Here is a 25,307-nt window from a genome sequence, read left to right as displayed (position 1 = left end):
AGTAAAACACCTCAGGGCAAGCCCTTGAGGCATTCAAAGAAAGCAAACTTTTAAATTCCAGGCAAGCCTTGGGGTATAATACCCTTTGGCGGTGCCAATCAAATAATACCATATGAACAACGATTATAAAATATCTCTTAAAGAGAAAATAGGATACTCCTTGGGAGATTTATCGGCAAACTTGGTTTTTCAAACCTTGGTAACCTATTTGGCATATTTTTACACGGATATCTACGGTCTAGAAACCAATGATGCATCATTAATTATATTCATCGTAGGTATGCTTGCGGCATTTGCGTTTAATCCGATCGTAGGAGCCTTAGCGGATAGAACCAGAAGCAAATGGGGCAAATTTAGACCATGGATCCTATTTACCTCGGTTCCGTTGGGTGTAGTAGCACTATTAGCTTTTAGCACACCAGATTTTAGTTATACGGGTAAAGTGGTCTATGCAGCTGTAACCTACACCCTACTCCTGTTACTTTATGCAGCCAATAATTTGCCCTATGCCGCTTTGAGCGGTGTTATTACGGGCAGTATGAAAGAGCGTAACAGCATTTCTTCTTTTCGATTTGTTGCCGTAATGTTCGCCCAGTTCTTTGTTCAGGTATTTATGCTGCCTATTATTCAATATGCCGGTAATGGCAACAAGGCCGTAGGTATAGAAATTGTCATGACCTATTTGGCGATCATTGGCACGGTAATGTTACTAATTACTTTTTTTACCACTAAAGAAAGGGTCATACCAACAGTGGAACAAAAATCCAGTTTTAAAGAAGATTTGGGCGATTTGGTTAAAAACCGTCCGTGGATAATTATGCTGCTTTTGACAACTTTGGTATTTATAACCTTGGCTATGAAAGGTGGTTCATACGTTTACTATTTTGAAAACTACGTAGATGCCAACAGCTTAGCAGACTTCATTGGTCCTATTTTAAACGGATTGAAAAGTATAGGTGTCAATTTCTTCGGAGACAACCCTATATCAGCTGGTTTTGGACTATTCAATGCCGGAGGAATTATTTTCATGATCGTTGGCATTTCACTTTCTAAAGCTTTAGCGGATAAATATGGTAAACGCGATGTTTTTGGTTCTGCCTTATTCGTGTCAACCTTATTCATAGCGGTATTCTATTTTTTCCCCGCTACTTCTGTAGAACTTATGTTTCTATCCCAAATACTTCATGGTTTCTTTTATGGAATTACTATTCCGCTTTTATGGGCAATGATAGCTGATGTGGCCGACTATTCCGAATGGAAAAATAACAGACGTGCAACAGCCATCATTTTCTCTGCCATGATGATCGGGCTTAAACTAGGATTAACCATAGGCAGCTCTCTGGTAACTTGGATATTGGGACTCTACAATTACATCCCAAAGAAATTTGCCGCTACAGAAACAGTTGTACAGCCAGACAGCGCTATTGAGGGAACAAAAATGCTGGTAAGTATTTATCCTGCTATATCATTTTTTATCGCCATTGCCCTATTATTTCTGTATGAAATCAATAAGAAAATGGAAAACCAAATAGAACAAGATTTAATTACAAGAAGAAAAGCTTAATTATGCCAGAAGAAAGTATAGATCATATTGACTTTGACGAATTGAACAAAAACGCGGTTTCTCAACCTTTGGTGAAACACATTTACACTGCAGATCCATCTGCCCATTATTTTAATGGTAAAATATATATTTATCCATCGCATGATATAGAATCAGATATTCCATTTGATGATTTAGGCAGCCATTTTGCCATGGAAGATTACCATGTGCTTTCTATGGATAGCATTGACAGTGAAGCTACGGATCACGGAATTGCGTTGCATGTTGATGATGTAGCCTGGGCAGAAAAACAAATGTGGGCTCCAGATGCCGCACATAAAGATGGTACATATTACTTGTATTTTCCTGCTAAAAAAGCTGATGGAATATTTCAAATAGGTGTTGCGGTTTCTGATAGTCCTACTGGTCCGTTTAAGGCGCAACCCGATGCCATTAAAGGAAGTTATTCTATAGACCCAGCCGTTTTTGAAGATGAAGACGGCTCTTATTACCTATATTTTGGGGGCATTTGGGGCGGACAGTTACAGAAATACAGAAACAATGCATACCATGAGGATAATGAATTGCCTACACCAAACGAACCGGCTTTATTGCCCATAGTTGCAAAACTTACAGATGACTTATTGGAGTTTGCCGAAGAGCCTAAGGAAATTCAAATATTGGATACCGAAGGAAACCTATTGCTAGAAGCCGATAATGACCGTCGGTTTTTTGAAGCTTCATGGATGCATAAGTATAATGGCAAATACTATTTTTCATATTCTACAGGTGACACACATTTCATTTGTTATGCTATTGGTGATACTCCGTATGGTCCTTTTACGTATGGAGGTAGAATTCTGGAGCCTGTGGTCGGTTGGACTTCCCATCACTCAATTTGCGCTATAGAAGACAAGTATTATTTATTCTATCACGACAGTAGTCTCTCGCGTGGTGTTACCCACCTACGTTCGGTTAAAATGATTGAAATAGAACACCAACCAGATGGACATATAAAAACAATATCACCCTATACTAACTAACCTGAACTATACGCGATCATTAAGTACCCATTGTTGAAAGTTTACATTTCAGCAATGGGTACTTCTTTTTTGTTATAATTGGCATTGACAGTTATTTATCATCTAATTTTACACTTTGTTATAACAAAAACGTACAAATTAAGTTATACAGCAAAGTGTTAAACATACATATAAAATATGTTCAATAAAAAGTACACGGTTTTAGGTGAGACAATAGCAAAAGGTAAAGGTGCCCAGTTAAATCTAGATATTGCCAAACTACATACAAGAACAAAGATCGAGGTTCCTGTAATAGTACAGCGCGGAAAAAAAGATGGTCCTAGCCTATTGATTACAGGTGGTATTCACGGCAATGAGATCAATGGCGTTGAAATAGTAAGGCAAATAGTCTCCAAAAAATTTAACCGACCAGATTGTGGTATGGTCATATGTATACCGGTAGTCAACATCTTTGGGTTTTTAAACCAAACAAGGCAATTTCCAGATGGTAGGGATCTGAACAGGGTATTTCCCGGCAGCTTAAGAGGGTCTTTAGCCAGTAGGTTTGCATACCATTTGGTAAAAGATATAGCACCTGTTATAGACTATTGTATAGACTACCATACGGGCGGTGATAGCCGTTTTAATGCACCCCAGATTAGAATAGATAGAGATGATGTAGATGGCCTTGCATTGGCAAAAGTATTTGGAGCTGAATTTATAGTGAAGTCCGCCGGAAGGGAAAAATCCTTTCGTGAGACGCTGCATCAATTAGACAAAAAAGTGTTGTTGTATGAAGGTGGTAAATCGCTTCAAATAGACAGTGAAATAACGGATACGGGCGTTGTAGGTGCCTTACGGTTGATGCATCACTTAGGACTTCGAAATTTTGAAAAAGAATTGGCAGCATATGCACTTAAGGAATCCATACCAAAATTGGTGCATGCCTCTAAATGGATCAGGGCAAAACATTCTGGCATGTTTCACCCAAGTATAAAAGTGGGCGAATCCGTGCAAAAAGGAGATGAGATAGGAAGCATATCCGGACCGTTCGGTTACTTTGAGAAAAAAATAAAAGCGAAAGAAACAGGCTATATTATTTGTATAAACGAGTCTCCAATAGTGAACCAAGGTGATGCCATTTTTCACATTGCGCATGATGTAGAATAAATTAAGCAACCCTAAACACATCACCCAAAAAGTTAAAGATCACCTGCAACTAAAAACAGTTATTAAACTGATACTAGGATCATTATGTAACCAGCAAAAAAGTGTATTATTTTATTTTTAGGCGCATCTAAAACTTAACTCAACACCACTTTTCTCTTGTTCAACATATTGCTAAAGCGCATTTCATATGAAGACTAAGCTCCAAAAAATGCAATCACTGCTCATTTAATCATTACTTCTCATATTCTCAACACTTTACGCCAAAAAATGCCCCCAATATTTGGAAGTAAATAACATAATTTAAAGTTAAAGATCCCATGAAGTTGAAATACATCAATACATTGATTACATTAGTGTTACGGGTATTTCAAAATCATAATTTGCATGACCGAGATAGAAAAAACATTACAAAATAAAAGTGTCAGACCTACCGCCATGCGCATACTTATCTATAAGTATATGGCCAGCAAAAATACCGCTGTTGCTTTGACAGATATTGAGAATGCTTTTGACAAAGCGGAGCGCACTACACTCTACCGCACCTTAAAAACTTTTGAAGAAAAAGGACTGGTACATCAAATTGATGATGGCACTAATATCTCAAAATTTGCGCTATGCGAACCCGGCTGCAATTGTGAAATTGATCAAGATCTTCACCTACATTTTCACTGTGGCAATTGTGACAAAACCGTTTGTTTGACCGAACATAAAATTCCCCATATAAATCTGCCCCAAGGATACGTAGCCGAAGATGCCAATTTGGTCATTAAGGGCATATGCGATTCTTGCAGCCAACACTAAATGCACTTCTGTTGCACTGATGTTTTGCCCACCTTTGTGGTGTTATGAGAAAGAACCCAATAAAAGAGACTGCAACTAAAGCCCCTCAAAGTTCATGCGGACATTGTTGCAGTAACGAACATACAACAGAAAGCACTGGCAAAATTTCAAATTTTAACCTATACCTGCCTGCCATCATCAGTTTTTTGATGTTGCTTATTGGTATTGCCATTGACTATTTCAACATATTACCATTTTTCAACAACTATATACGCCTAGGGTGGTACATTATAGCATACATACCCGTTGGTTTCCCCGTCATTAAAGAAGGCTGGAAAAGCATTAAAAACGGAAACTTTTTTACCGAATTCTTTTTAATGGGAATTGCAACTATTGGTGCGTTTGCCATAGGCGAATATCCTGAAGGTGTTGCGGTAATGGTCTTTTACGCCGTTGGTGAACTCTTTCAAGGTGCCGCTGTAAAACGTGCAAAAGGCAACATTAAAGCTTTACTTGATCTACGACCGGATCACGCCTTGGTTTTCCGTGATCATAACTATATTTCAGTAGCACCGGAACTCGTGGAAATTGGAGAAAAAATACAAGTTAGAGCCGGAGAAAAAGTACCATTGGACGGACAGTTAATTTCTGAAAAAGGAACATTCAATACTGCGGCACTTACCGGTGAAAGCAAACCAAGGTCCCTAAAAAAGGGAGCTCCTATTTATGCAGGAAGCATCAACACATCTGGCGTTATAGAAATTACCACTACCAAAACATACAAAGACAGCTCTATTGCCCGCATTTTAGACATGGTACAAAATGCAACAGAAAGAAAATCAAAGACAGAACTGTTCATTAGAAAATTTGCAAAAGTTTACACCCCCATAGTCACATACCTTGCCATTGCACTGACCTTTCTACCCTACTTTTTTGTAGAAAACTATGTGTTTCAAGATTGGCTGTACAGAGCTTTGATATTCCTTGTAATCTCTTGCCCATGTGCTTTGGTAATTTCTATTCCCCTAGGGTATTTTGGCGGACTGGGCGCAGCTTCCAGGAACGGAATTTTACTTAAGGGAGCTTCATTTCTAGACACCATGACCAAAGTGAACACGGTAGCTTTGGACAAAACAGGCACATTGACCAAAGGGGTTTTCAAAATAAAGGATCTTATTAAAGATCAGATCTTTACCGAAAGCGAATTCATGAACTACTTGATCGCCATAGAATCTCAATCTACGCACCCTATTGCGAAGGCTATTTTAGAATATGAATTAAATGTACAACCCTATAAAGCATCAGAAGTAACCGAAATTGCAGGCAAGGGTTTAAAAGGATTGGTCAATACCAAAACTGTGCTTGTGGGCAACAAGGCCCTTATGAACGACCACCACATTAGCATACCAAAAGAAACGGAATGTGTTGTTGAATCTATAGTGATGATGGCAATAGACGGAAAATTTGCCGGTTACGTAACTATAGCCGATGAAATAAAAGAGGATGCCTTACTGGCTATTGCAAATATGCGTAAGGCGGGTATTCAAAAAATTATCATGTTATCCGGTGATAAAGATTCCATAACCCAAAAAGTAGCACAAGAACTGGGGTTGGATTGGGCAAAGGGCGGACTGCTACCCGAAGATAAATTGGCGGAAGTGGAGAAATTAAAAAATGAAGCAGGGACCAAGGTGGCATTTGTGGGTGACGGAATCAATGATGCTCTTGTACTGACCATTAGTGACGTAGGTATTGCCATGGGCGGATTAGGAAGTGATGTTGCCATTGAAACCGCTGATGTTATTATACAGAACGATCAGCCTACAAAAATTGCCACAGCAATTAAAATAGGGAAATCTACCCGCAAAATCGTATGGCAGAATATTGCCTTGGCCTTTGGGATAAAAATTATTGTTCTTGCTATGGGTGCTGGTGGTATGGCTACCATGTGGGAAGCCGTTTTTGCCGATGTTGGTGTTGCCCTACTAGCTATTTTGAATGCAGTGCGTTTGCAAAAGATGCAATGGAATTAATTTTTACTACGAAATAAAAATATATTGAGTAATCTGTATAACAGTAGCTACTATTTTAACATCAGTAACAATCCGTTTTTAACTGATCACTTTGCTCAAAGGCTTCAAATGTAATTTGTGGGTTTCCCTCAAGAATTTTTTCAATTACATCAAGTACATCATGCTGCATGGCCAAAGATCCGCAGAGCATTATGGTGCCTTTTTCATTTATGGTCTGCAAGACCAATTCCTTTTGCTCTAGAACGGCATCTTGTATGTATTGTCTTTGTCCTTCTCTAGAATATGTAGCAAACAGGTTGAAATTCTTTAAGCCTGACCGACTTTTTTGCAAAATATCATCATAAAGCGATTGCGAAGCCCTTGTACGCCCTCCCCAGAACAGTGTGGTATTCTGAGCTGTATTTTCAGAGATCATTCCTAAGAACGGAGCTATTCCGGTACCATTTGAGATGAAAATTGAATTTTTAGCATTTTTAGGTAAATGAAAATGCGGATTCACGTCTATAGCAGCTTTAAAAAATTGACCCGTTTCTAAGCCATATAGAAAATTAGAGCCTCTGCCCAACTCATGTTTTTTAATACTTAATAAAATATGATTATCCACCCTAGCAATGGAATACTGACGAACCATCTCATCATTATTAGGGAAAATTGCCAATAAATCCCCAGATGTAAAATCAATTTTAGATACTGGTCGTAATCGCAATAAAAAAGTATCGTCTACATTTAAATCCGTTCGCTCCACAACCTCAAAGTCCACTTTTTTATATTTCTTCTTATGGATCAACGGTCTCTCTACCGGAATGGTAAAACCAACTTTATTGGAGAATTGAATCAACCAAAGTTCAAAAGATTCAAAATCTGCCTGATTAATTTTAAACAGCGGCAATTGTCTTTCAAATTTATTATCTGCATTGATCTGCTCATCTACATCTATGGCATATTTACAGTAATCAGGATAATCCAAAGACCCAAATCCCACTACAGAATATGCTATAGCATTTGGCTGCGTTACCGTTGAAAAGATCGCAGGGAATTTGCGGGCATTGGTAGGCGGCTCACCTTCACCATAAGTGGATGTAAACACAATGATATTTTTAGCTTTCACATAAGCGCTATACTTGTTAAGCTCCGTTAAATAGACCTTCTTCCCTACTTTTGTTAATCCGTTATAAAATCGCTGTGCAAAATCGAACGCCGTACCACTTTCAGAACCTACTAAAATTACATACTCGCATTCATCTTTATCGGGCATTTGCGAAACTCCTTTAGCTTTCTTTCTCCGTTTTAAAGTTATCACGAAACCTGAGTACATAAAAAACAAAATAGACGCACTGGCCAATAACAGGATAACGGACCATATTACATTACCCGCACCGGTATGCAATACCAAACTTAATCTTGATGCTAAGGTCACAAACGGATAATCTCCTTTACTAACAATCTCACCTGTTTGCTGATGTACCTCAACTTCCTTATCCTGTAAAGCAATGAGATAGTATTCTTCTGGATCATCTGAAAAAGGAAATTCTACCTGGCGTATATCTGCCAAGGTAGTTTCCTTAAAAAACGGAATATCTGCAATGTTTTCGTATTTCTGAGCTGAATTGCTTACCGATACCTCAACCTGATCAACCGTTGTTTTCGGCAATAAATTAAATTTTTCCGTAGATAAATACACCCCGGTAAAAGCAAGAATTATAATGGGTATAAAAAACCATCTGCTCAATACTACATGGTACTTTAGCTCAAAGTAATCTTTCTGGACTTTTGTAAATAATTTTAAAAATCCGCCTTGGCGCTTAGCTAATAAAACCAATCCGGTAACAGCAATAATCAATAATAGTAATGAAATTAGACCAACAAAGAACCTACCTATACTCTTTAAAAAAAGGGAACGATGTACATTGGTAGCAAATGTATACACATAAGGCCGCTCTTCTACTTCACCAAGCTGTTCTCCAGTAAATGGATCTATATACACATCCAAAGTTTCCATCTCCATGGTCAATACGGAAGCTTTTACAAAGCCAGATGATTCCACTTCTAAACCCAACACCTCATCATATGAATCTTTAAGAGCAGTAATGGTCGTTGCCAACGGAACTTGATCTAAATCCGCCACGGCATAACCTTTGGTTTGGTGCGAAATAGGCTCTACTGCAAGTATAATACCGGTTACAGAAGCTACCACCAAAAATAGAGATGAAATTAAGGCAAGCGTAAGATGACTATACCGCCAAATAGAAATGGTCATAAGTAGGAATCTAGTTTTATAACAGTATATAATTTAAAAAATTCCAGAATGGCGGTTTAGCGCCAATCTGGAAATGTGATTGTAAAAAAAGCAAACAAGTAAAAAAATAAATGAACGCAGTCAACATGTTTTTATGAGCAAATAACATTATTGTACTTGACTGCGCTCAAAATATGATTCATCTTTTATAAGATCATTTATTGCGGCAGCATACGTACATACCTAATAAAACCTTTGCCTTCAACTTTTGTCTTTAAATTTTCGGTCGTTAAAGGAAATTGAATATCATCTGCATAATATCCTTGATCTTCTACAGAAGTTTCAAAACGAAGGTTATAACCCTGATCAATTTTATCATTAGGTATTTGCAGCACGTTCAATGCACGCTCTCCACCGCTAATAGTTTCTCCTGAAATGGCATCTATGTTTGGACGGTGTTTTCCGTAAAATTTCCACCATTCGGTTATTTCACTATACCACTCACTATCTTTGCCCTGCACATATAATGTTTCTACATACTCATTATCGGCATCCACGATAGACACTATTAAATACGCACCCTCACCTGTATAATTGGTCAATTGAATAAGGCACTTTACGGCAGTTTTGTCCACTACGGTAAAAGCGGATAATAATGATCCTACCAAAACTACGGCCGGTATAAATTTTAAAAATCTTTTCATTTTAATACTATTGATTCTTTATTTCATTGATAAGCTAAGCGACACCTAACTTATTGCTTTAAAAAGTTTAACGATGTATTTCCCTTTTGCAACATTTCATTTTCACTAGCCAGGTCATAAACCGTTTCTTCAAAATCTGTTTTGCTATTGGCATCCGCACCTTTGGCGATCAAAAACTTTAGCAGTTTATCGTTTTCCGCTTTCATGGCCGCAACGTGCAAAGCAGTCATACCCTCATCGTTTTTAGCATTTACATCGATATTGAAATCTGCTATCTTTTTCATGAGTTGCAAATCGTTCTTTTTGGCTGCAACGTGATATAAGGTATTACCCTCACCTTGTACGGTATTGAATTTTAAACCTTTTGCTTTCAACAAAGCCAGTTTAGCATCAAAAGCCTTCGCATTTCTTTTGCTGTAAGAATCGGTAAGAAAATAAGCTGCAGTATTACCGGTAGCATCTTTAGCATTGATATCCGCACCTTTTTCAATTAAAAATGCAACAACATCAGCTTTGTTATCATGAGCGGCAAGCATTAAAGCTGTTTCACCATCATTATTGGCCGCATTGATATCCTTAACATCCTTGGCCAATAATTGAACAACGGCCAAATCATTTCTAGCGGCAGCATTCAGGAACGGAGTATTTCCTTCTTCATCCGCTTGATTTACATCTGCACCAGCTTCTAAGAACAGATTAAAAATAGCAGCATCTTTATTACCAAAAGCTAAACGGTGCATTGGGGTACTACCATTCTTTTCAACAATATTAGGTTCCAATCCTAGACCTTTTAAATACGTATAGACCGGAAGACCATTGCTGAATCCGCGACCACCTTGAGATGCGAACATAAAGGCATTACCACCATTATTGTTCAATGTTTTGTAATCTACTCCTTTGCTTATCAATAATTTCAATAAATCTATATTCCCCTTTTTAGTAGCGTAGTTAAAAATACCGTTACCGTCATCATCCTTACTATCAAGAGCCAAACCTTTGTTTAAAAAGAAATTCAGCTCCTCTTCAGATTTCAATGATGGTGCCGCCAATAATAGCACATTGGCACCATGCTCATTTTTCTCCTCTTTAAGGTTCACCCCTTTTGCTTCAAAAGCCTCATATATTTTAGGATTTGTTAGTCCTGCATTGGCTCCAAAGGCAAGTGGTGTATACCTGTGACTATCCAATGCAGTTACAGAAGCACCGTTATCCAATAGATATTGAACCAATTCGGCATCACCGGCATACGTTGCCCAGTGTAAATAAATACGGCTATCATGGGTTTTCTTATCCACTTCATTACCCTCTAAGGACAATAAATATTTAACCACCTCAGTATCTGCCTTGCTGGTTATGGCCAGTGTAGTAGCATCAAAATAATTGCTGTCCTTTGCTATTGGATCGTTACCCTCTGCTATTTTTTGCTTTACAGTGGCAACACTTGGGCTACTCTTCCAAAATGTACGATCTAAAAGTTCATTCTTTTGCTGGGCAATACCCGTAACGCTTATGAACAAAAATGCGGTCAGTGCTAATTGTTTTATGGTTTTCATGTCCTTATTGTTTAACAAATGATTCTATTACTTCTTCTATTTCATCTTTTTGATCATATTCATCATCAAAAAGGTATTTGTACAAAACTTTATTAGCTACTTTTTCCTCTAAATAAAGGTCTTTGTTCCTGCCATAAACATCATCCCATTTTGTACGTACCAAAGCCCATTTATCCGCATTGGATTTCCACCATGCTGCGGCAGCGGCACATCTACTATCATCAACCTTTACATAAGTATTATACCCTTTTTCCTGAGCTAATATGACATCTTCTTTGCCTGCCTCCCGAATAACCTTTGTATTATCTTGATCGTGCAACCAACCGTAATCCGTAACCTCATGACGATTTCCACGAACGGTTAAATTATAGTCGCTTCTTGTAGTATACTCACGTCTTGGTAATGGGGCATCTGAAGTATTTTCCCAAAAGCTTTTACCATCTACATGTACCCATGTAGATGAGCCTTCATACCTAGGGCTATCATCTACTTGATATACTTTTTGGGTCCACTGCCCTTTTACCTTATCTGATGGCAATTTTTTAAATGTCCATGTATTATCGGCATTATAAGAATATAGGTCTGTATTTTGATACAACCAATCTTGCCTCCAATGCTTTACAATATGCGGGTCTGCCGGGTTACCTACCTGCAACAGGTGCTGAATGGATATTTTATCATCTTCATCCGTCACCAGTTCTGCCCACTCTAAGCCCTTATCCACTTTTGTTTTAGAAGGCTTATATAAAGAATCCGTACTATGGTTGAATGTTTCGGCAAAGTTGAACGTTACTTCAAAACAACCGCACATACTTTTTATAGCTTCACGGTCATTATTCTTTTTCGCCTTTTGGGCAATTGTACTAGCAGATACTACTAATGCCATTATGGTAGGTAATACTGTTTTCATTTTACAGGTGTATTATTTTTTGATGTTCATGGACAAAAATAGTTATTTTAATTTATTCTAAATAAGAATTGTTTATATATTTGCGTCTTATCAAGAATAAGTCTAAATAAATATAATGCAATTTCGACTAGCGACCTTACTACTACTGATAGGTACACATATTATAGTAGCGCAAAGCCAAGAGCCCAGCGTTACAGATTCCATTTTATCACAAGAATTAGATGAAGTCATAGTGACCGCCACAAGAACTGCCCGTCAATTATCATCGCTACCCCTACCCGTTACCTTGGTAGGCAAAAAACAGATTATAAAATCCGGTACCGTTCGCCTTAATGAAATACTGAACGAGCAAACAGGTATTATAACGGTTACCGATGAAAGTGGATTTCAAGGGGTACAAATACAAGGCATTGCATCGGACTATATTCTGATCCTTATAGATGGAGTTCCATTGGTAGGGCGCAGTGCCGGAAATTTCGATTTAAGCAGACTTACCGTAGGTAATATTAAACAGATTGAAGTAGTTAAAGGTCCGTCAAGCAGCTTATATGGATCTGAAGCATTGGGCGGTGTGATCAATATCATCACCGAAAAACCGGAAAAGCAAGATTTTAGCGGAAATGCATCATACCGTATCGGTAGCTTTTCTCAACAAGATATGAATCTAGACCTTAAGCAGGGTTTTAAAAAATTTCGGTATGGATTTTTTGCCAATCGTTTCTCATCCAACGGATATGACCTAAATGAAGATGCGGAGGGCCAAACCGTTAACCCGTATACGAACTACACCCTAAACGGTAGGTTGTATTATGATATTAACGATAAACTTTCTCTCTTTACCTCTGGACGATTCTACGATCAGGTACAAGATGCCGGATTTACCGTAGATAGCATTCAATACGAAGGTGATACCAAAGAACGTGAATGGAACGCACATGCCAGACTGGACCACAAATGGACCCCGGCGCTCAATATGGCTTATGAACTGTACTATACCAATTACGTTGCTACCGAATTATTGGCAGACCCTATTTCTACCGATGTTTTGAGCGATAGTGATTTCGATCAAAAATTATTGAGGCCAGAGGTACGTGGCAGCTATACCTTTAATGTTGAAGACGAAAATAGAACCGGGTTCCAATACGGGACTTTAACCGCAGGAGCGGGATTACAGTTAGATGAGCTGGACAGGACTTATTTTGAAGAAAAAGTGAATTTCACTTCTCAATACCTTTATGCCCAGTATGATTTTGACCCTTTGGAAAAACTGAATGTTATTGCCGGAGCGCGCTTTGACAATCACTCTGAATACAACAACCAATTTAGTCCCAAGTTGGCATTACGCTACCAATTAAATCCAAATCTGGCTATTAAGGGATCTGTAGGTTATGGTTTTAAAGCGCCCGATTTTAGACAGTTGTATTTTGACTTCACCAATTCCGCGGTGGGCTATACCGTACTAGGTTATAATGTAGCCTTGGATAAATTACAAGAATTAGAAGAACAAGACCAAATCTTAGATGTGGTGGTCACAGAGGACGAATTGAGCCAACCGTTGGAAGCAGAAAGTTCTATTGGCTATAACCTAGGCCTAACTCTAAAACATGGTGTTGGCAATACAGAAATCAATTTCTTTAGAAACGATTTTAAAAACCTAATAGACACCAGAATCATTGCCCGAAAGACCAATGGACAAAACGTGTTCAGTTATATGAATTTTGATGAAATATACACTACGGGCTTTGAAATCAACTCCGCCTACAAACTCACGGATAATTTAAATATAAGTGCCGGATACCAATTACTTTATGCCTTTGATAAACAAAGAAGAGAAGACGTAAAAAACGATCAAGTATTTGTACGCGATGCCAATACCGGACAATCTGTTGCCCTGGCCACTTCTGACTATTTTGGCTTGGTCAACCGTTCTAGGCATAATGCCAATTTAAAGTTCTACTATGACATACCCTCAGCCAACACCCATGCAAACTTGCGTGTACTCTACCGTAGTAAGTATGCACAATATGACACCAATGGCAACGGACTCATAGATAATTACGATACCAGTTTTATAGATGGTTTTGTTACCCTCAATGCCGCGGTAAGCAAAATATTCTATACAGATTTTACACTTCAGGTTGGCGCAAATAACCTATTGGATTATACGGATAACAATATCCCGACAATGCCGGGCATACAAGCATTCATTAAATTAAATTATCAATTCTAACCCACCTGGCAACAGGTTTTAATTACAATTACCATGACAAAGAACATTTTAGCAGTAGCATTTTTAGCAATGGCATTCACCTCTTGTAGCAGTGATGATGACAGCACACCAACGGATCCGGTACAGACGGAAACCGTTAGCAATTTATATGCACCACAAACCGGAGGCCAAGGAGAACCTGTTGGTGGTGAGTTCACCAAATTTGATTTTGAGACCGGTGCCATTACTACCAGTGATACCGCATGGGACATTGCCTTTAGGGGCACCACGATCGCCGTTAATGGCGGTACCTTGACCGGCACTGAAGATGAACCGGAAAGAAACGGTAATGTTGGCGTAGCCGAAGTTACCGGCACCTTGGCAAGTGTAACCACAGCAGAAGGACTTACTTTTGAGCAAGATGCAGAAGCTTCTTTTGCCATAGCAACAGGAAGTGATAATGGTTGGTACAACTACGCTGGAGACCCAACACATTTAATAACACCTATACCGGGTAAAGTATTTGTATTTAGAACTACCGAAGGTAATTTTGCCAAAGTAGAGTTTATAAGTTATTATGAAGATGCGCCATCTGAACCAAATGCTTTTGAAGATGCTACACCGTACTATACCTTTAATTTTGTTTACAACCCTAACGAAGGCGACACTTCTTTAGAATAGTCTTATTTTTAGAGCATAAAAGTCCAATATAAAAGGGCAACTTTAGGGTTGCCCTTTTTTTGTTTTCATTAAACCAATAATTACTTGTTCATATAATCTTGCCATTGCACAATAACATACTTTGTTACGCCATTTTTAGTCGTTTTTAAAAACCCAAAATCATAACAAAAAAGGTAAACATCATTTTTTTGATTCTTCCAGTAGTGGGTAAAAAATTTGGGATTAAAACCTTCCTCTAAAAGAATACTCTTTCTAATAGTTGTAAATCCAGACTTATTATAGCGTTTTAGTATTTTTCTATTTCTCTTCAGTTGTTTATCCACCGAAAAATAAAAGGTATTCTCTATCTGACTTTTTTCATATTGATGTATGGATTTACATTTTACGGAGCAGAAAATTTTATCCGTTCTACCTATCACTTCATTATTACATTCTGGACAAACTCTTTTCATACGTACAACCTAATCGAATATTATACGAATAATATACGCATAATAGTTGATTAATTGATTTATTTAGTATTACACTTGACATGATGAACACACCAAAATCCATTACGTTACATCATCTAATGATCAAAAATCAGAAGATGATAGGCATACAATTTACTCATGACAAGCTTATACAGAACCTGATCAAGGGGCTTCCCGAACCTAAATGGAGCAGTAAATACCACATGGTCTACATTCTAAATACAAAGAAAAACCTTGGTATTATTTTCAATACTTTTAAAGGAGTTGTATGGATCAACTATAATAAATTTTTAAGCAACAGACCCGTCAACACCCATAATGAAGTAGTAGATGTACAGTGGTTCAGGGAAAGAAAAACACCTGAAGGCTATAGGGTTTGTCCAGAGGAATACCTGTTAAAACTGGAGCTTAAAAGATATGCCAACAGCACCGTAAAAACGTATGTCAACTTTTTTGAAATGTTCATTAATCATTATATGGACAGAGATATTACAACCTTGAACGAAAGTGACATAAGGTCATATCTACAAAGGTTAATACATAGAAACGTATCTAACTCCTATTTAAATCAGACCATAAATGCCATTAAATTCTATTATGAGACCGTTCTTGGCATGCCCAACCGTTTTTACGACATTGAAAGACCAAGGAAGGAACATAAGCTACCTACCGTAATATCAAAAGAGGAGGTCATTGCCATGCTGAATTGTACAACAAACCTAAAGCATAAATGCATTTTAGCCTTGCTCTACAGTGCCGGTTTACGTAGAAGTGAACTTTTAAACCTTAGGGTCAAGGATATAGATAGTAAACGAATGCTGGTTTCTATAAAAGGCGCCAAAGGCAATAAAGACCGAGTAAGTCTATTATCCGAAACAGTTCTAGAAGATTTACGGCTTTATTTTAAAGAATGGCATCCTAAAGATTTTTTGTTTGAAGGCCGTAAAGGCGGTAAGTACAGTGCAGCAAGTGTAATACAGATTGTAAAACAAGCTGCCCATAAAGCAGGAATTTTACAAAATGTTACTCCACATACCCTTAGGCATAGTTTTGCGACACATTTGTTAGAATCTAACGTAGACCTTAGACAAATACAGGTATTATTAGGTCATGGTTCCAGTAAGACAACAGAAATATACACCCATGTAGCCACTAATACTTTTAAGACAATAAAAAATCCATTAGATTAGTATGCACAAAGTAGATATATGTGCAATTGTGCACATATACAATTGTTAGCTGTAATTACCACTCAAACCCAAGAAACAAACACCAAAAAAAATGTTTGAAGAAGAATTTAAAAAGCACATCTCAAAATTTTCAACATCACCATTCCTATTTATTGGTTCGGGTTTTTCTAGAAGATATTTAGGACTTCCTACTTGGGAATTATTACTAATGGAAATTTGTAAAGAACTTGGACTAACAAAACCTTATAATTTTTATAAATCTAATGCAGACTCAAAATTACCTAAAGTTGCATCAATAATTGGAGAAGATTTTAATGAAATATGGTGGAGCGGAGAAAAGTTTGAGGTGAGCCGTAAACAGTTTTCTGCTATCGCTGAAACAAAATATTCCCCTCTAAAATTTGAAGTTGCAAAAAAGATACAAACACAGAACGAATTAATAAAGGATGAAATAATTGACAAAGAATTAAAACTTCTTAAAAAAATAAATATAGATGGAGCAATAACAACAAATTGGGATGAGTTATTAGAAAATATTTTTCCTGAATTCAATAAGTTTGTTGGTCAAGAAGAATTAATATTTTCAGAATTATATTCTATTGGAGAAATATATAAAATTCACGGTTGCTCTTCTAAGCCTAATTCGTTAATTCTAACAGAGGAAGATTACAATAATTACGAAGATAGAAATGCATATTTAGCAGCTAAACTATTAACTATATTTATTGAAAATCCAATAATTTTCATCGGCTATAGTTTAGATGACAAAAACATTCAGTCTATTTTAAAATCTATAATTAAATGTCTAACAAAAGAAAAAATTGACAAATTAAAAGATAGACTTATTTTCTGCCAATGGAGTCCAGAACCAATTCAAACGAGCATAATCGATAGCACTTTATTAATTTCTGATACAGTAATACCAATCAAATTAATCACCACTAACAATTTTATAGAAATCTTCACAGTATTAGCTAATAATAAAAGAAAATTGCCCATTAAAATTCTTAGGCAAATGAAGGGTATGGTTTATGATTTTGTTAAGTCTAATAATTCAAAATCTAAAATATACGTTACGGACAATTTGGAAAATATAGAAAACATTCATAATGCAGAATTTGTATATGGTGTAGGTCTTAAAGACAAGTTTTCAGAAGTTGGTATCAAAGGTATAGAACTTAAAGATGTTCTATTAGACGCTATTGAGTCTAGGAATTGGGAGTGTGATAAAATATCAGAATTATGTTTACCTTATTTAAATGCAAAATACATCCCATATTTTAAACATTTAAGAAGTGCTAGTTATTTAAATGACAACAATGAAATTGATGAGGACAACGAAATAGTTGAGTTTTCTCCAGAATTTATAAAAAAGGTAAACGAAGTTAAACCTGAAAGTTTTTACCCTTCTGCTAACTATATAAGAAAAACAAAAGAAATAAATGATAAATATTCATCTTTTACTGAGTTAAAATCCGCGAACAATCAACTGCATATCTTATTATATACGCCATTATTATCCTTTGATAAGATAAACTTAGATGAACTTCTAAATTATTTAGTTGACAATAAAAAGCTACTTGATGATAGTAAAAATGGAACTCATTTTAGAAAGTTAATTTGTCTCTACGATTATCTGAAGTATAAAAATAACTACAGCTAACAATGTATAAAAAACATAGGGCTTTAGTGTTAACTCCAAAGGTCTGTAAATATTAACAAAGTCCGCTAAATATAAAATTTGGCATTTATAATAAAAAAGATAAAAGCAAAATATTTATATTTAGCTAAGTAATAAACCGAAACGAAAGTGCTTTTTAACTGCCCTACGTTTCTTATACTAAACGTTAGGCTTAATTATGAAAAACCTCATAACCATAACTCTTATATTATCCTTCAACATTGTTTTCTCACAAACAAAAGTGGAATTTACAGTTATGAATAATTGCACTGATACAATAGTAGAGAATTATGAAATCGCAATTTTGAGCATGGACTTTGATAAAGAAATAAACGAGTATTGGATTGAAAAAGATTCGACCGTAATAATAGAAAAAGGACTTTACTCAATCTTTGTAACTGTAGCTGATGGAGAGGAATACGTAAAATCTTATGGACTTATGCGTGATTTCAAAGCAGACTCTACTTACTCATTGCAATTGGAATTACCAAGAATTATGCAAAAGCGGACAAGAACGGTACATTATCCGACATATTTAGGGTTTTATAATTGCGATGATATTTGTGACGGGTTACAGCAGGATTTTTACTCAAATGGAAAAATCAGAATGGAAGGAGAATTTAAAAATGGAATACCGGTTAAAGAAATAAAAAAATATAACCAATCCGGAGAATTGGTTGAAATAGAGTTGTACAATCGAAATGGAACATTTAAAAAGTCAAAATATCCTGATTACGAACTGTACCTGAAAAATAACTAAGCCTAACAATGCCTAAACGTAATGCGGGCTTTAGGGCAAAATCAAAAGGTCTGTGTATATTTATAATGTCGCTAAATCTTTGGGATTTAGCTTTGGACAAAAAAAGAAAAAGCAAAACCAAAAGCTTTAGCTTCGTGCGCAGACGGAAACGAAAAGTTTCCTTACAACCGCACTACGCTTAGCCGAACCGTTACAACAAATAGCTCCAAAAAAATAAAATCAGAACTGAATTAAATTGTTAGGAATTAAGTGTTCAAATAAATAATGGAAGACAATGTTACTGTAAAAAAATATTCAATAAATAAACTGGCAACGGGTTCATTATTATTTGGATTTATAATTACAGGATTTTTTGATTTACTGTTACATAAGCAACCTTCTTACTCTTCGATAATGGGAATGGACACCGGTAGAGTATATTTTTATACTTTCTTTTTATTGGTAATAGGTTGTTGGCTTCTTTACAATAAATGGTTCGTAGGGATTGGTTTTATTAGTTTAGCGACATTTAGCTCATATTTTACTGAATACATTTCTATCCATAATTATTTTGCGTCAGTAGCGATTTATATTGGAATTATTATAGACATAATTACTCGAAAGAAAAAGAAATGGTTAATCCCATTGATTGCTATTGGAGTATTACAAGGCGTTGCATTTCAAACTGGTTGGCTTGGCTTTTATATGGTCGGAATCATGGAATTTTTAGGTCTTTGCGTAGGCTCTGCTTTTATTATAAAGACAATAGAATAATGTTTAACAATAAAAAATGAAAGCTTAAGTAAAGAATGTGAAATTTGGAATGGACTTCTGAGCAAGTTTATGCAGATGGACTTTTTAGCTAGTTTGCGCAGGACAAATTACTCAACCGCAACTGCTGTGCAAATGGACTTCCAACTCGAACGGAATAAATAGAAAAACAAAAGTGCGTGCTTACTCTTGGGTGTCGCAACTTGTTGTAACAATACCTAAACGTAATGCGGACTTTAGGGCAAAACCGAAAGGTCTGTGTATATTTATGATGTCGCTAAATCTTTGGGATTTAGCTTTGGACAAGAAAAATTAAAAACTAAACCCAAAGCTTTAGCTTGGTACGCAGACGGAAACGAAATGTTTCCTTGCCTCCGCACTACGCTTAGCCCAACCGTTGTAAGTAATACGAAAAACCTATGAGACAGACTTTTTTACTGATTTTATTCCTTTCATTTTTTTCCTGTAAATCAGATAAAAAAGAACACTCATTAATGGAAACGACCAATAAAATTGGAATAAAAAAATTCAAAGTTGCGGATAAAAATATTAAAGACAGTATTGTAGAATATATAAAAATTGACGGAAATGAATATGCAAATCAAATTTGGTTAATTAGTAAAACTAACGATACTATTGGAGGAAATTATTTTAACTCTTACATAAATGACACAACCAAGTTAGGAGAAGTAACAAGATTAAGATTTGTGCTAACCAAACCAACAATTGATTGGGCTTCTGAAATGTTTGTTGTACTTCCCTATGATGATGATGAATTGAAATCGGACTTTTCCAATTTGCGAGAAATAAAGCTTGATACTTTCCATAGTTTAAAAAATGATGAAATTCCGCACCTTGAACTTAATGAATTAGATTTACCATTAAATCATATTACAGAGTTCGGACTGGATTATGAAAACCCTGGAAAAAAAAGAGTTCGAGGAATTGTAGTTGAAAGAGGAAAAAAATATAATAAAAAATATGAACGCAGATTATTTTTCGACGAATCACTTTACATAAAAGAATGAATAAATGACCGAGAAGTACTACTTACAACAACGTTTATAAAACATAGCCCATAAAGGCTTAACGTGAGGTTTATGTTTATTTACAAAGACCCCCAAATTTTTAATTTGGCTTTTAGAATAAAAAATTAAAAACAAAATATAAAAATTCGGCTCTGTGTTATTCCGAAAAATTAGTGCCTTTTTACACGCTACGTTTCATACACAAACCGTTGTGTTTCATACCCCCGAAAAAATTAAAAAAGAGTAATTATGCCAAATATGACAAAATATCAAACGGAAGATTTCTCTAAGAATTTATCTATTGATATTGGTGCAAAACACTCGTTTAAAAACTATGAAAAGATAAAAACTTGGTGTGATAGCGAAATAGAATTTTTTCAAGAAATAGGCAATCCTTCCAATTGTGTTAGCACTTTTACTGGTCAAGTTATAAATCAGATAAATAGTAAGTTTACCCAAAATAGAAATGACAACTTTACTATTGATGATTTATTGGTTGAACTTAAGACTCTTATTGAAAGAGCTTATAAAACATACGGTTTAATATCTTCAAAAAGTAAGGAGGGAAAATGGTTACTGAAACAACACAAAGCTAATTCATCTTTAACATTAGGCTCATTTGCTTATTTTCAAAATAAGATAAAAGGTGTTGTAAATAACAATACTAGCCAAAGAGATGGTGAGTTCTCTGCATACCTTTTTGACAATAATATTGAGCCTGATTTTAATACTGAAAAAGAACAATACAGTTCTTTCTATCAAGAAATTATAGAACAAAAAGATGAAATTCTTAAAGAGCTTTTAGATATAAGAGAAGAAAACAAAAAGTTAAATCAAACTATACAAAAGCAAAATACCGATTGGGAAACAACTTTTAAGAACCAAAAAACAGAAGTAGCATTGAGATTTGATGAAGAATATGACCGTCACAAATCGAAAATGGAAGAATCTGAAGATTTCTATGAAAAGAAATTAGCTGTAAAAAATGCTGTGACTTATTGGTCAACAAAAGCTAAAAACCATCAAATAAATAGTTTTATTTTTGGAGGTATCGCTGGTTTACTAATGATATGCACAGTTATTATGGTATTTAATTCTGGAAAGTACATAATTGGTTTAGACCTTAATGATGCTAATGGAATAGGAAGAAAAATTTTAACAGAAAAAGGAGCTCTTCAATTATGGGTTTATGGCTTTTTTATAATTTCTATGACACTAGTTATTTGGTTCATACGGCTTTTAGTAAAAGTCTTTCTAAGCAATTTACATCTGCTGTCTGATGCAAAAGAAAGAGAAACAATGATTCAAACTTATTTAGCTTTTGAAAGGGAAGAAAACACATTAAAGGATACTGATAGGGATTTAATATTACCATCAATATTTAGAGTTTCAGCAAATGGTTTTATAAAAGATGATGCGACACCAAATACTCCTATAAATATCATAACGAAAAAATTTACAGGATAAAAAAGTACGAAAACACAACAATGGCTATAGTTAATGCGGGTTAAGGTGATTAACCAAAAATCTAATGTATTTTATGAAGTCCGCCAAATCTTTTGATTTGGCTTTAGAACAAAAAAAGATAAAACAAAGTAAAAAGTTTTGGCTAATCGCTTAACTCGAAATTAAGCGTATTTTAGTCCCGTACTAACAATAGCCTAGCCGTTAGCGGCAATAAGCTATTAATAAATTAGAGCGGCTACGGGGCTTTCCCATTTTTTACTTTTTGCACTATATTTTCTTCTCGGTTCGCAAGTCATAACGTTTATCGGAAAAGTAAAAAATCTACGGTTTTTTATTTACAGTCTGTCCGAATGCTTTGGTCAGTCCTTAAAAAGAGCAGCTTTCGGGGTATTTCCTTTTGCCGCCAGCACGCAATCTGTACGCAATCGTTATGCAGACGGACTGATGGTTTGTAACTAGTTGCTTAAGTTCTATAAGCCTTCTAAACTATATCTATGTCTACCAAAGTTCGTCGGTGGATGGAAAAAGCGGCAAAACTACGGGTATTGTCCGTTTCGCATGTCTTTGGGGTTTGGTCTGCGCCGCTTAATGCCGCTAACATAACCTATAAGTAATGCGTGGCTTAAGGTTTATAAAATGGTTTGGCTATATTTATAAGGTCGCTAAATCTGTTGGATTTAGCTTTGGACAAAAAAAGAAACAAATCAAAACCAAAAGCTTTAGCTAAGCGCGTTTCCCGAAATCCGTCGGATTTCTAAAACCCACTACTCATAGCTTTGGCGTTAGCGTTAATAAAAAATGAAAATATTTGAAATCAGAAATACTTTTGATCATTTGGCTGATATGTCATATGATATTGGGATGCTTCCTTTCGATAATTTCAAAAGTTTTAGGTATAAAATCATTCAAACAGATAAAATTGAATTGAATCACGAACTAAACTTTCTTGGGAATTTAACAGCTATTGAAAACTCTGATTATCCAATATGCGACCAAAGTATGCCGATTATAAGTTCAAAGATGCTTAATATACTAACGCAATTTGGCGGTTTGGAAATCAACAAATATCGAATCAATATTATTGATGACAGTTTTTTAGGAGAGAAATTCGATCTAAATGGAAATATTAAAAATGAAGTACCTTGTATAGTTGATTTTCAAATAGTACAACCCAAATTAAAGATTTCATTACTGGATTATGATAAATCAGATTATGATCCAATGACCGAATGGGAACAATTTCCTACTGTAATTCGCAAATTTGTTGTAAAAACTCCAGAACAAGAATTACCACCAATTTTTAGAGTAACAGAACGACCTTCATCTCTATTTATAACTGAAAAAGTAAAAAATAAATTAGAGGAAAACGAAATAAGAGGTATTCAATTTGAAGAATTATAAAATAACGCTAACACGGTATATAGCAAATAGGGCATTTGGTGATTTACGAAAGTTCAATGCTATTTAGGAACACCGCCAAATTTTTAATTTGGCTTTTAAAATGAATAAGTTAAAAACAAAATATAAAAATTTGGCTCAGTGCAAACTTGAAAGTTTATAGCTTTCTACTGCCCTACTTGCCATATACTAACCGTTGTAACCAATTTGAGAAACCGAATGGCAATTAACCAATTTATAACATACATACTGCCGAAAAAGGCGATTGAAATGAAATTTGGAGAAATACCAAATCAATTGGAAATTAAACATTCTGAATGGGAAAAGTTTTGGGAAAAATATACTGAAACTAACAACCAAGATTTAGAGCCTGAATTTGAAGATGCAAGAACAACAAATTGGTGGAAAGAGATAGAAGTTAATTTAGTAGAATTAGAAAAACAAATTGACAAAATAATTACTCGTGCAAGTTGGACTGACGATACAATTTGGAAAAGTGAAAAAGCGGAATTTGACCACGATGTTAGTCTTGGTTTAAATAAAACTAATGAATTTATCGATGAATTTATGTTTCGGACTGACTTAACAGATACTACTCTAAATTTCCTTAATTCAATGCTTGATATTTGTAAAGAAAATGATTGGATTTTAATGGACAGAAACGGAAATTTATGCAAACCAAATATTTCTGATTTAGCACAATTAATAAAAGGTTCAGATGCTGACCGATTTTTAAGAAATCCGAGCAAATTTTTTGACGAATTGAGTAATAAAAAATAAAAACTGGTTACAACACCGTATATAAAAAATTGCTGGTGTTGTGCTAAAACAAAGGTCGTTGCACGTTTGCTACGTCTGATTTTCCTTCGGAAAATCCTCGCACGCAAACACGCAACTTTCCATATACAATACCGTTGTAAAACATTTTGAAAAAGATAATATTAATCATATCAATTGCAATTGGGTTTACGTCGTTCGGACAGGAAACGATAGTAGAAAATGATACGATAATTCTTTGGTCGAAAACTCGCCCCTTGGTTTGGGCAGATTTTAAAGGCAAAACCAAATTAGCAAAGAAGGAGAATGGAATTTACACCGGAGCGTTAACTGCGGCTGGACCTGTTTTTGTTCATCAAATGGACAAGAATGGGAATATGGTTCCCTATCCACTTACTTATTTCTTCAAATCACTTTCTTCTTCTATTTCAAATGATAAACTTTTATTATTTCACGAACAGATACACTTTGATATTGCCGAGGTTTACACAAGAAAGTTGAGAAAAAGCTATATGGAATTAATAGAAGATAAAATCTATGAGAGTTCGGCATATAGTGACTTATCTAATAAAATAGCTCAAAAATGCGCAGAGTTACAAAGTGAATTTGATAAAGAGCTTTCTTTCAGCAAAACAACGCAAGAAAAATGGAGAAAACGGATTGATAAAGAATTGGAAGAATTAAAGGAGTATGAATACTTGCCTGAATAATCCAATAGCGAAATAAGAATCTCCTGTACCGTTGCGCAAAAAAACGTTTTACAACAATACCTAAACGTAATGCGGACTTATGGGCTAAATCGAAAGGTCTGTGTATATTTATAATGTCGCTAAATCTTATGGATTTAGCTTTAGACAGAAAAAAATAAAACTAAACAATAAGCTTTAGCTTCGTGCGCAGACGGAAACGAAAAGTTTCCTTGCCTCCGCACTACGCTTAGCC

Annotated in this window: 21 protein-coding genes; 16 read left to right on the top strand and 5 right to left on the bottom strand. The window is 35.6% G+C overall.

What is annotated here, in order from left to right; genetic code table 11:
- Positions 1–112 precede the first annotated feature (112 nt).
- From PXC01_RS15605 to PXC01_RS15585, 5 genes are all read left to right on the top strand, one after another.
- Entirely contained in the window at positions 113–1,564 is a 1,452-nt protein-coding gene (locus tag PXC01_RS15605; RefSeq protein ID WP_276473223.1) for an MFS transporter, read from the top strand.
- A 2-nt stretch (positions 1,565–1,566) separates the two neighbouring features.
- Positions 1,567–2,586, top strand: a complete 1,020-nt coding sequence (locus tag PXC01_RS15600; RefSeq protein WP_276473222.1) for a glycoside hydrolase family 43 protein — start codon at positions 1,567–1,569, stop codon at positions 2,584–2,586.
- Positions 2,587–2,763: 177 nt separating this feature from the next.
- Positions 2,764–3,735: a succinylglutamate desuccinylase/aspartoacylase family protein gene (locus PXC01_RS15595; RefSeq protein WP_276473221.1), complete on the top strand. Its 972-nt coding sequence runs from the start codon at positions 2,764–2,766 to the stop codon at positions 3,733–3,735.
- Positions 3,736–4,119: 384 nt separating this feature from the next.
- Entirely contained in the window at positions 4,120–4,536 is a 417-nt protein-coding gene (locus tag PXC01_RS15590; protein ID WP_276473220.1) for a Fur family transcriptional regulator, read from the top strand.
- A 44-nt stretch (positions 4,537–4,580) separates the two neighbouring features.
- The gene (locus PXC01_RS15585; protein WP_276473219.1) at positions 4,581–6,548 is read left to right on the top strand and encodes a heavy metal translocating P-type ATPase; all 1,968 of its coding nucleotides are present in this window, start codon (positions 4,581–4,583) and stop codon (positions 6,546–6,548) included.
- 61 nt (positions 6,549–6,609) lie between these two features.
- Here the strand turns inward: PXC01_RS15585 and PXC01_RS15580 are convergent, their stop codons facing one another.
- The 4 genes from PXC01_RS15580 to PXC01_RS15565 form a co-directional block, all read right to left on the bottom strand.
- Positions 6,610–8,805 (bottom strand): PepSY domain-containing protein, encoded by a 2,196-nt coding sequence (locus PXC01_RS15580; protein WP_276473218.1) that lies wholly within the window; start codon positions 8,803–8,805, stop codon positions 6,610–6,612.
- A gap of 197 nt (positions 8,806–9,002) precedes the next feature.
- Positions 9,003–9,488, bottom strand: coding sequence for a DUF2271 domain-containing protein (locus PXC01_RS15575; RefSeq protein ID WP_091605074.1), 486 nt, complete (start codon positions 9,486–9,488; stop codon positions 9,003–9,005).
- 50 nt (positions 9,489–9,538) lie between these two features.
- Positions 9,539–11,041, bottom strand: a complete 1,503-nt coding sequence (locus PXC01_RS15570; protein WP_276473217.1) for an ankyrin repeat domain-containing protein — start codon at positions 11,039–11,041, stop codon at positions 9,539–9,541.
- A gap of 4 nt (positions 11,042–11,045) precedes the next feature.
- On the bottom strand, positions 11,046–11,951 hold the full coding sequence (locus PXC01_RS15565; protein ID WP_276473216.1) for a DUF6607 family protein: 906 nt from the start codon (positions 11,949–11,951) through the stop codon (positions 11,046–11,048).
- Between the two features lie 115 nt (positions 11,952–12,066).
- On the opposite strand from PXC01_RS15565, the gene PXC01_RS15560 reads away from it, so the two are divergent.
- On the top strand, positions 12,067–14,181 hold the full coding sequence (locus PXC01_RS15560) for a TonB-dependent receptor plug domain-containing protein (protein ID WP_276473215.1): 2,115 nt from the start codon (positions 12,067–12,069) through the stop codon (positions 14,179–14,181).
- A 33-nt stretch (positions 14,182–14,214) separates the two neighbouring features.
- Positions 14,215–14,841 carry an HmuY family protein gene (locus tag PXC01_RS15555; protein ID WP_276473214.1) on the top strand — a complete coding sequence of 209 codons (627 nt, stop codon included), beginning with the start codon at positions 14,215–14,217 and terminating at the stop codon, positions 14,839–14,841.
- A gap of 80 nt (positions 14,842–14,921) precedes the next feature.
- On the opposite strand, the gene PXC01_RS15550 is transcribed toward PXC01_RS15555, so the two are convergent.
- The gene (locus PXC01_RS15550; RefSeq protein WP_276473213.1) at positions 14,922–15,293 is read right to left on the bottom strand and encodes a hypothetical protein; all 372 of its coding nucleotides are present in this window, start codon (positions 15,291–15,293) and stop codon (positions 14,922–14,924) included.
- A gap of 83 nt (positions 15,294–15,376) precedes the next feature.
- Here PXC01_RS15550 and xerA point away from each other — a divergent pair, with 83 nt between their 5' ends.
- The 9 genes from xerA to PXC01_RS15505 all read left to right on the top strand — a co-directional run bounded on the left by xerA (position 15,377) and on the right by PXC01_RS15505 (position 25,075).
- Complete coding sequence (gene xerA, locus PXC01_RS15545) at positions 15,377–16,504, top strand: site-specific tyrosine recombinase/integron integrase (RefSeq protein WP_276473420.1); 1,128 nt, start codon at positions 15,377–15,379, stop codon at positions 16,502–16,504.
- Positions 16,505–16,595: 91 nt separating this feature from the next.
- Positions 16,596–18,167: an SIR2 family protein gene (locus PXC01_RS15540; protein ID WP_276473212.1), complete on the top strand. Its 1,572-nt coding sequence runs from the start codon at positions 16,596–16,598 to the stop codon at positions 18,165–18,167.
- Between the two features lie 196 nt (positions 18,168–18,363).
- Positions 18,364–18,945: a toxin-antitoxin system YwqK family antitoxin gene (locus PXC01_RS15535; protein WP_276473211.1), complete on the top strand. Its 582-nt coding sequence runs from the start codon at positions 18,364–18,366 to the stop codon at positions 18,943–18,945.
- A 264-nt stretch (positions 18,946–19,209) separates the two neighbouring features.
- Positions 19,210–19,698 (top strand): hypothetical protein, encoded by a 489-nt coding sequence (locus tag PXC01_RS15530; protein ID WP_276473210.1) that lies wholly within the window; start codon positions 19,210–19,212, stop codon positions 19,696–19,698.
- A 416-nt stretch (positions 19,699–20,114) separates the two neighbouring features.
- Complete coding sequence (locus tag PXC01_RS15525; RefSeq protein WP_276473209.1) at positions 20,115–20,723, top strand: hypothetical protein; 609 nt, start codon at positions 20,115–20,117, stop codon at positions 20,721–20,723.
- A 249-nt stretch (positions 20,724–20,972) separates the two neighbouring features.
- Entirely contained in the window at positions 20,973–22,190 is a 1,218-nt protein-coding gene (locus PXC01_RS15520) for a DUF6161 domain-containing protein (RefSeq protein WP_276473208.1), read from the top strand.
- Positions 22,191–22,988: 798 nt separating this feature from the next.
- The gene (locus PXC01_RS15515) at positions 22,989–23,591 is read left to right on the top strand and encodes a hypothetical protein (protein WP_276473207.1); all 603 of its coding nucleotides are present in this window, start codon (positions 22,989–22,991) and stop codon (positions 23,589–23,591) included.
- Between the two features lie 267 nt (positions 23,592–23,858).
- Positions 23,859–24,368, top strand: coding sequence for a hypothetical protein (locus PXC01_RS15510; protein WP_139344258.1), 510 nt, complete (start codon positions 23,859–23,861; stop codon positions 24,366–24,368).
- Positions 24,369–24,514: 146 nt separating this feature from the next.
- Positions 24,515–25,075: a hypothetical protein gene (locus PXC01_RS15505; RefSeq protein ID WP_276473206.1), complete on the top strand. Its 561-nt coding sequence runs from the start codon at positions 24,515–24,517 to the stop codon at positions 25,073–25,075.
- Positions 25,076–25,307 lie beyond the last annotated feature (232 nt).

The sequence above is a fragment of the Maribacter huludaoensis genome, assembly GCF_029350945.1.
Classification (GTDB): domain Bacteria; phylum Bacteroidota; class Bacteroidia; order Flavobacteriales; family Flavobacteriaceae; genus Maribacter; species Maribacter huludaoensis.
This window is presented reverse-complemented; position numbering and strand designations above follow the sequence as displayed.

Coding starts and splice junctions, on each gene's coding strand:
- PXC01_RS15605 (WP_276473223.1), top strand. CDS start 113: ATGAACAACGATTATAAAATATCTCTTAAAGAGAAAATAGGATACTCC.
- PXC01_RS15600 (WP_276473222.1), top strand. CDS start 1,567: ATGCCAGAAGAAAGTATAGATCATATTGACTTTGACGAATTGAACAAA.
- PXC01_RS15595 (WP_276473221.1), top strand. CDS start 2,764: ATGTTCAATAAAAAGTACACGGTTTTAGGTGAGACAATAGCAAAAGGT.
- PXC01_RS15590 (WP_276473220.1), top strand. CDS start 4,120: ATGACCGAGATAGAAAAAACATTACAAAATAAAAGTGTCAGACCTACC.
- PXC01_RS15585 (WP_276473219.1), top strand. CDS start 4,581: ATGAGAAAGAACCCAATAAAAGAGACTGCAACTAAAGCCCCTCAAAGT.
- PXC01_RS15580 (WP_276473218.1), bottom strand. CDS start 8,805: ATGACCATTTCTATTTGGCGGTATAGTCATCTTACGCTTGCCTTAATT.
- PXC01_RS15575 (WP_091605074.1), bottom strand. CDS start 9,488: ATGAAAAGATTTTTAAAATTTATACCGGCCGTAGTTTTGGTAGGATCA.
- PXC01_RS15570 (WP_276473217.1), bottom strand. CDS start 11,041: ATGAAAACCATAAAACAATTAGCACTGACCGCATTTTTGTTCATAAGC.
- PXC01_RS15565 (WP_276473216.1), bottom strand. CDS start 11,951: ATGAAAACAGTATTACCTACCATAATGGCATTAGTAGTATCTGCTAGT.
- PXC01_RS15560 (WP_276473215.1), top strand. CDS start 12,067: ATGCAATTTCGACTAGCGACCTTACTACTACTGATAGGTACACATATT.
- PXC01_RS15555 (WP_276473214.1), top strand. CDS start 14,215: ATGACAAAGAACATTTTAGCAGTAGCATTTTTAGCAATGGCATTCACC.
- PXC01_RS15550 (WP_276473213.1), bottom strand. CDS start 15,293: ATGAAAAGAGTTTGTCCAGAATGTAATAATGAAGTGATAGGTAGAACG.
- xerA (WP_276473420.1), top strand. CDS start 15,377: ATGAACACACCAAAATCCATTACGTTACATCATCTAATGATCAAAAAT.
- PXC01_RS15540 (WP_276473212.1), top strand. CDS start 16,596: ATGTTTGAAGAAGAATTTAAAAAGCACATCTCAAAATTTTCAACATCA.
- PXC01_RS15535 (WP_276473211.1), top strand. CDS start 18,364: ATGAAAAACCTCATAACCATAACTCTTATATTATCCTTCAACATTGTT.
- PXC01_RS15530 (WP_276473210.1), top strand. CDS start 19,210: ATGGAAGACAATGTTACTGTAAAAAAATATTCAATAAATAAACTGGCA.
- PXC01_RS15525 (WP_276473209.1), top strand. CDS start 20,115: ATGAGACAGACTTTTTTACTGATTTTATTCCTTTCATTTTTTTCCTGT.
- PXC01_RS15520 (WP_276473208.1), top strand. CDS start 20,973: ATGCCAAATATGACAAAATATCAAACGGAAGATTTCTCTAAGAATTTA.
- PXC01_RS15515 (WP_276473207.1), top strand. CDS start 22,989: ATGAAAATATTTGAAATCAGAAATACTTTTGATCATTTGGCTGATATG.
- PXC01_RS15510 (WP_139344258.1), top strand. CDS start 23,859: ATGAAATTTGGAGAAATACCAAATCAATTGGAAATTAAACATTCTGAA.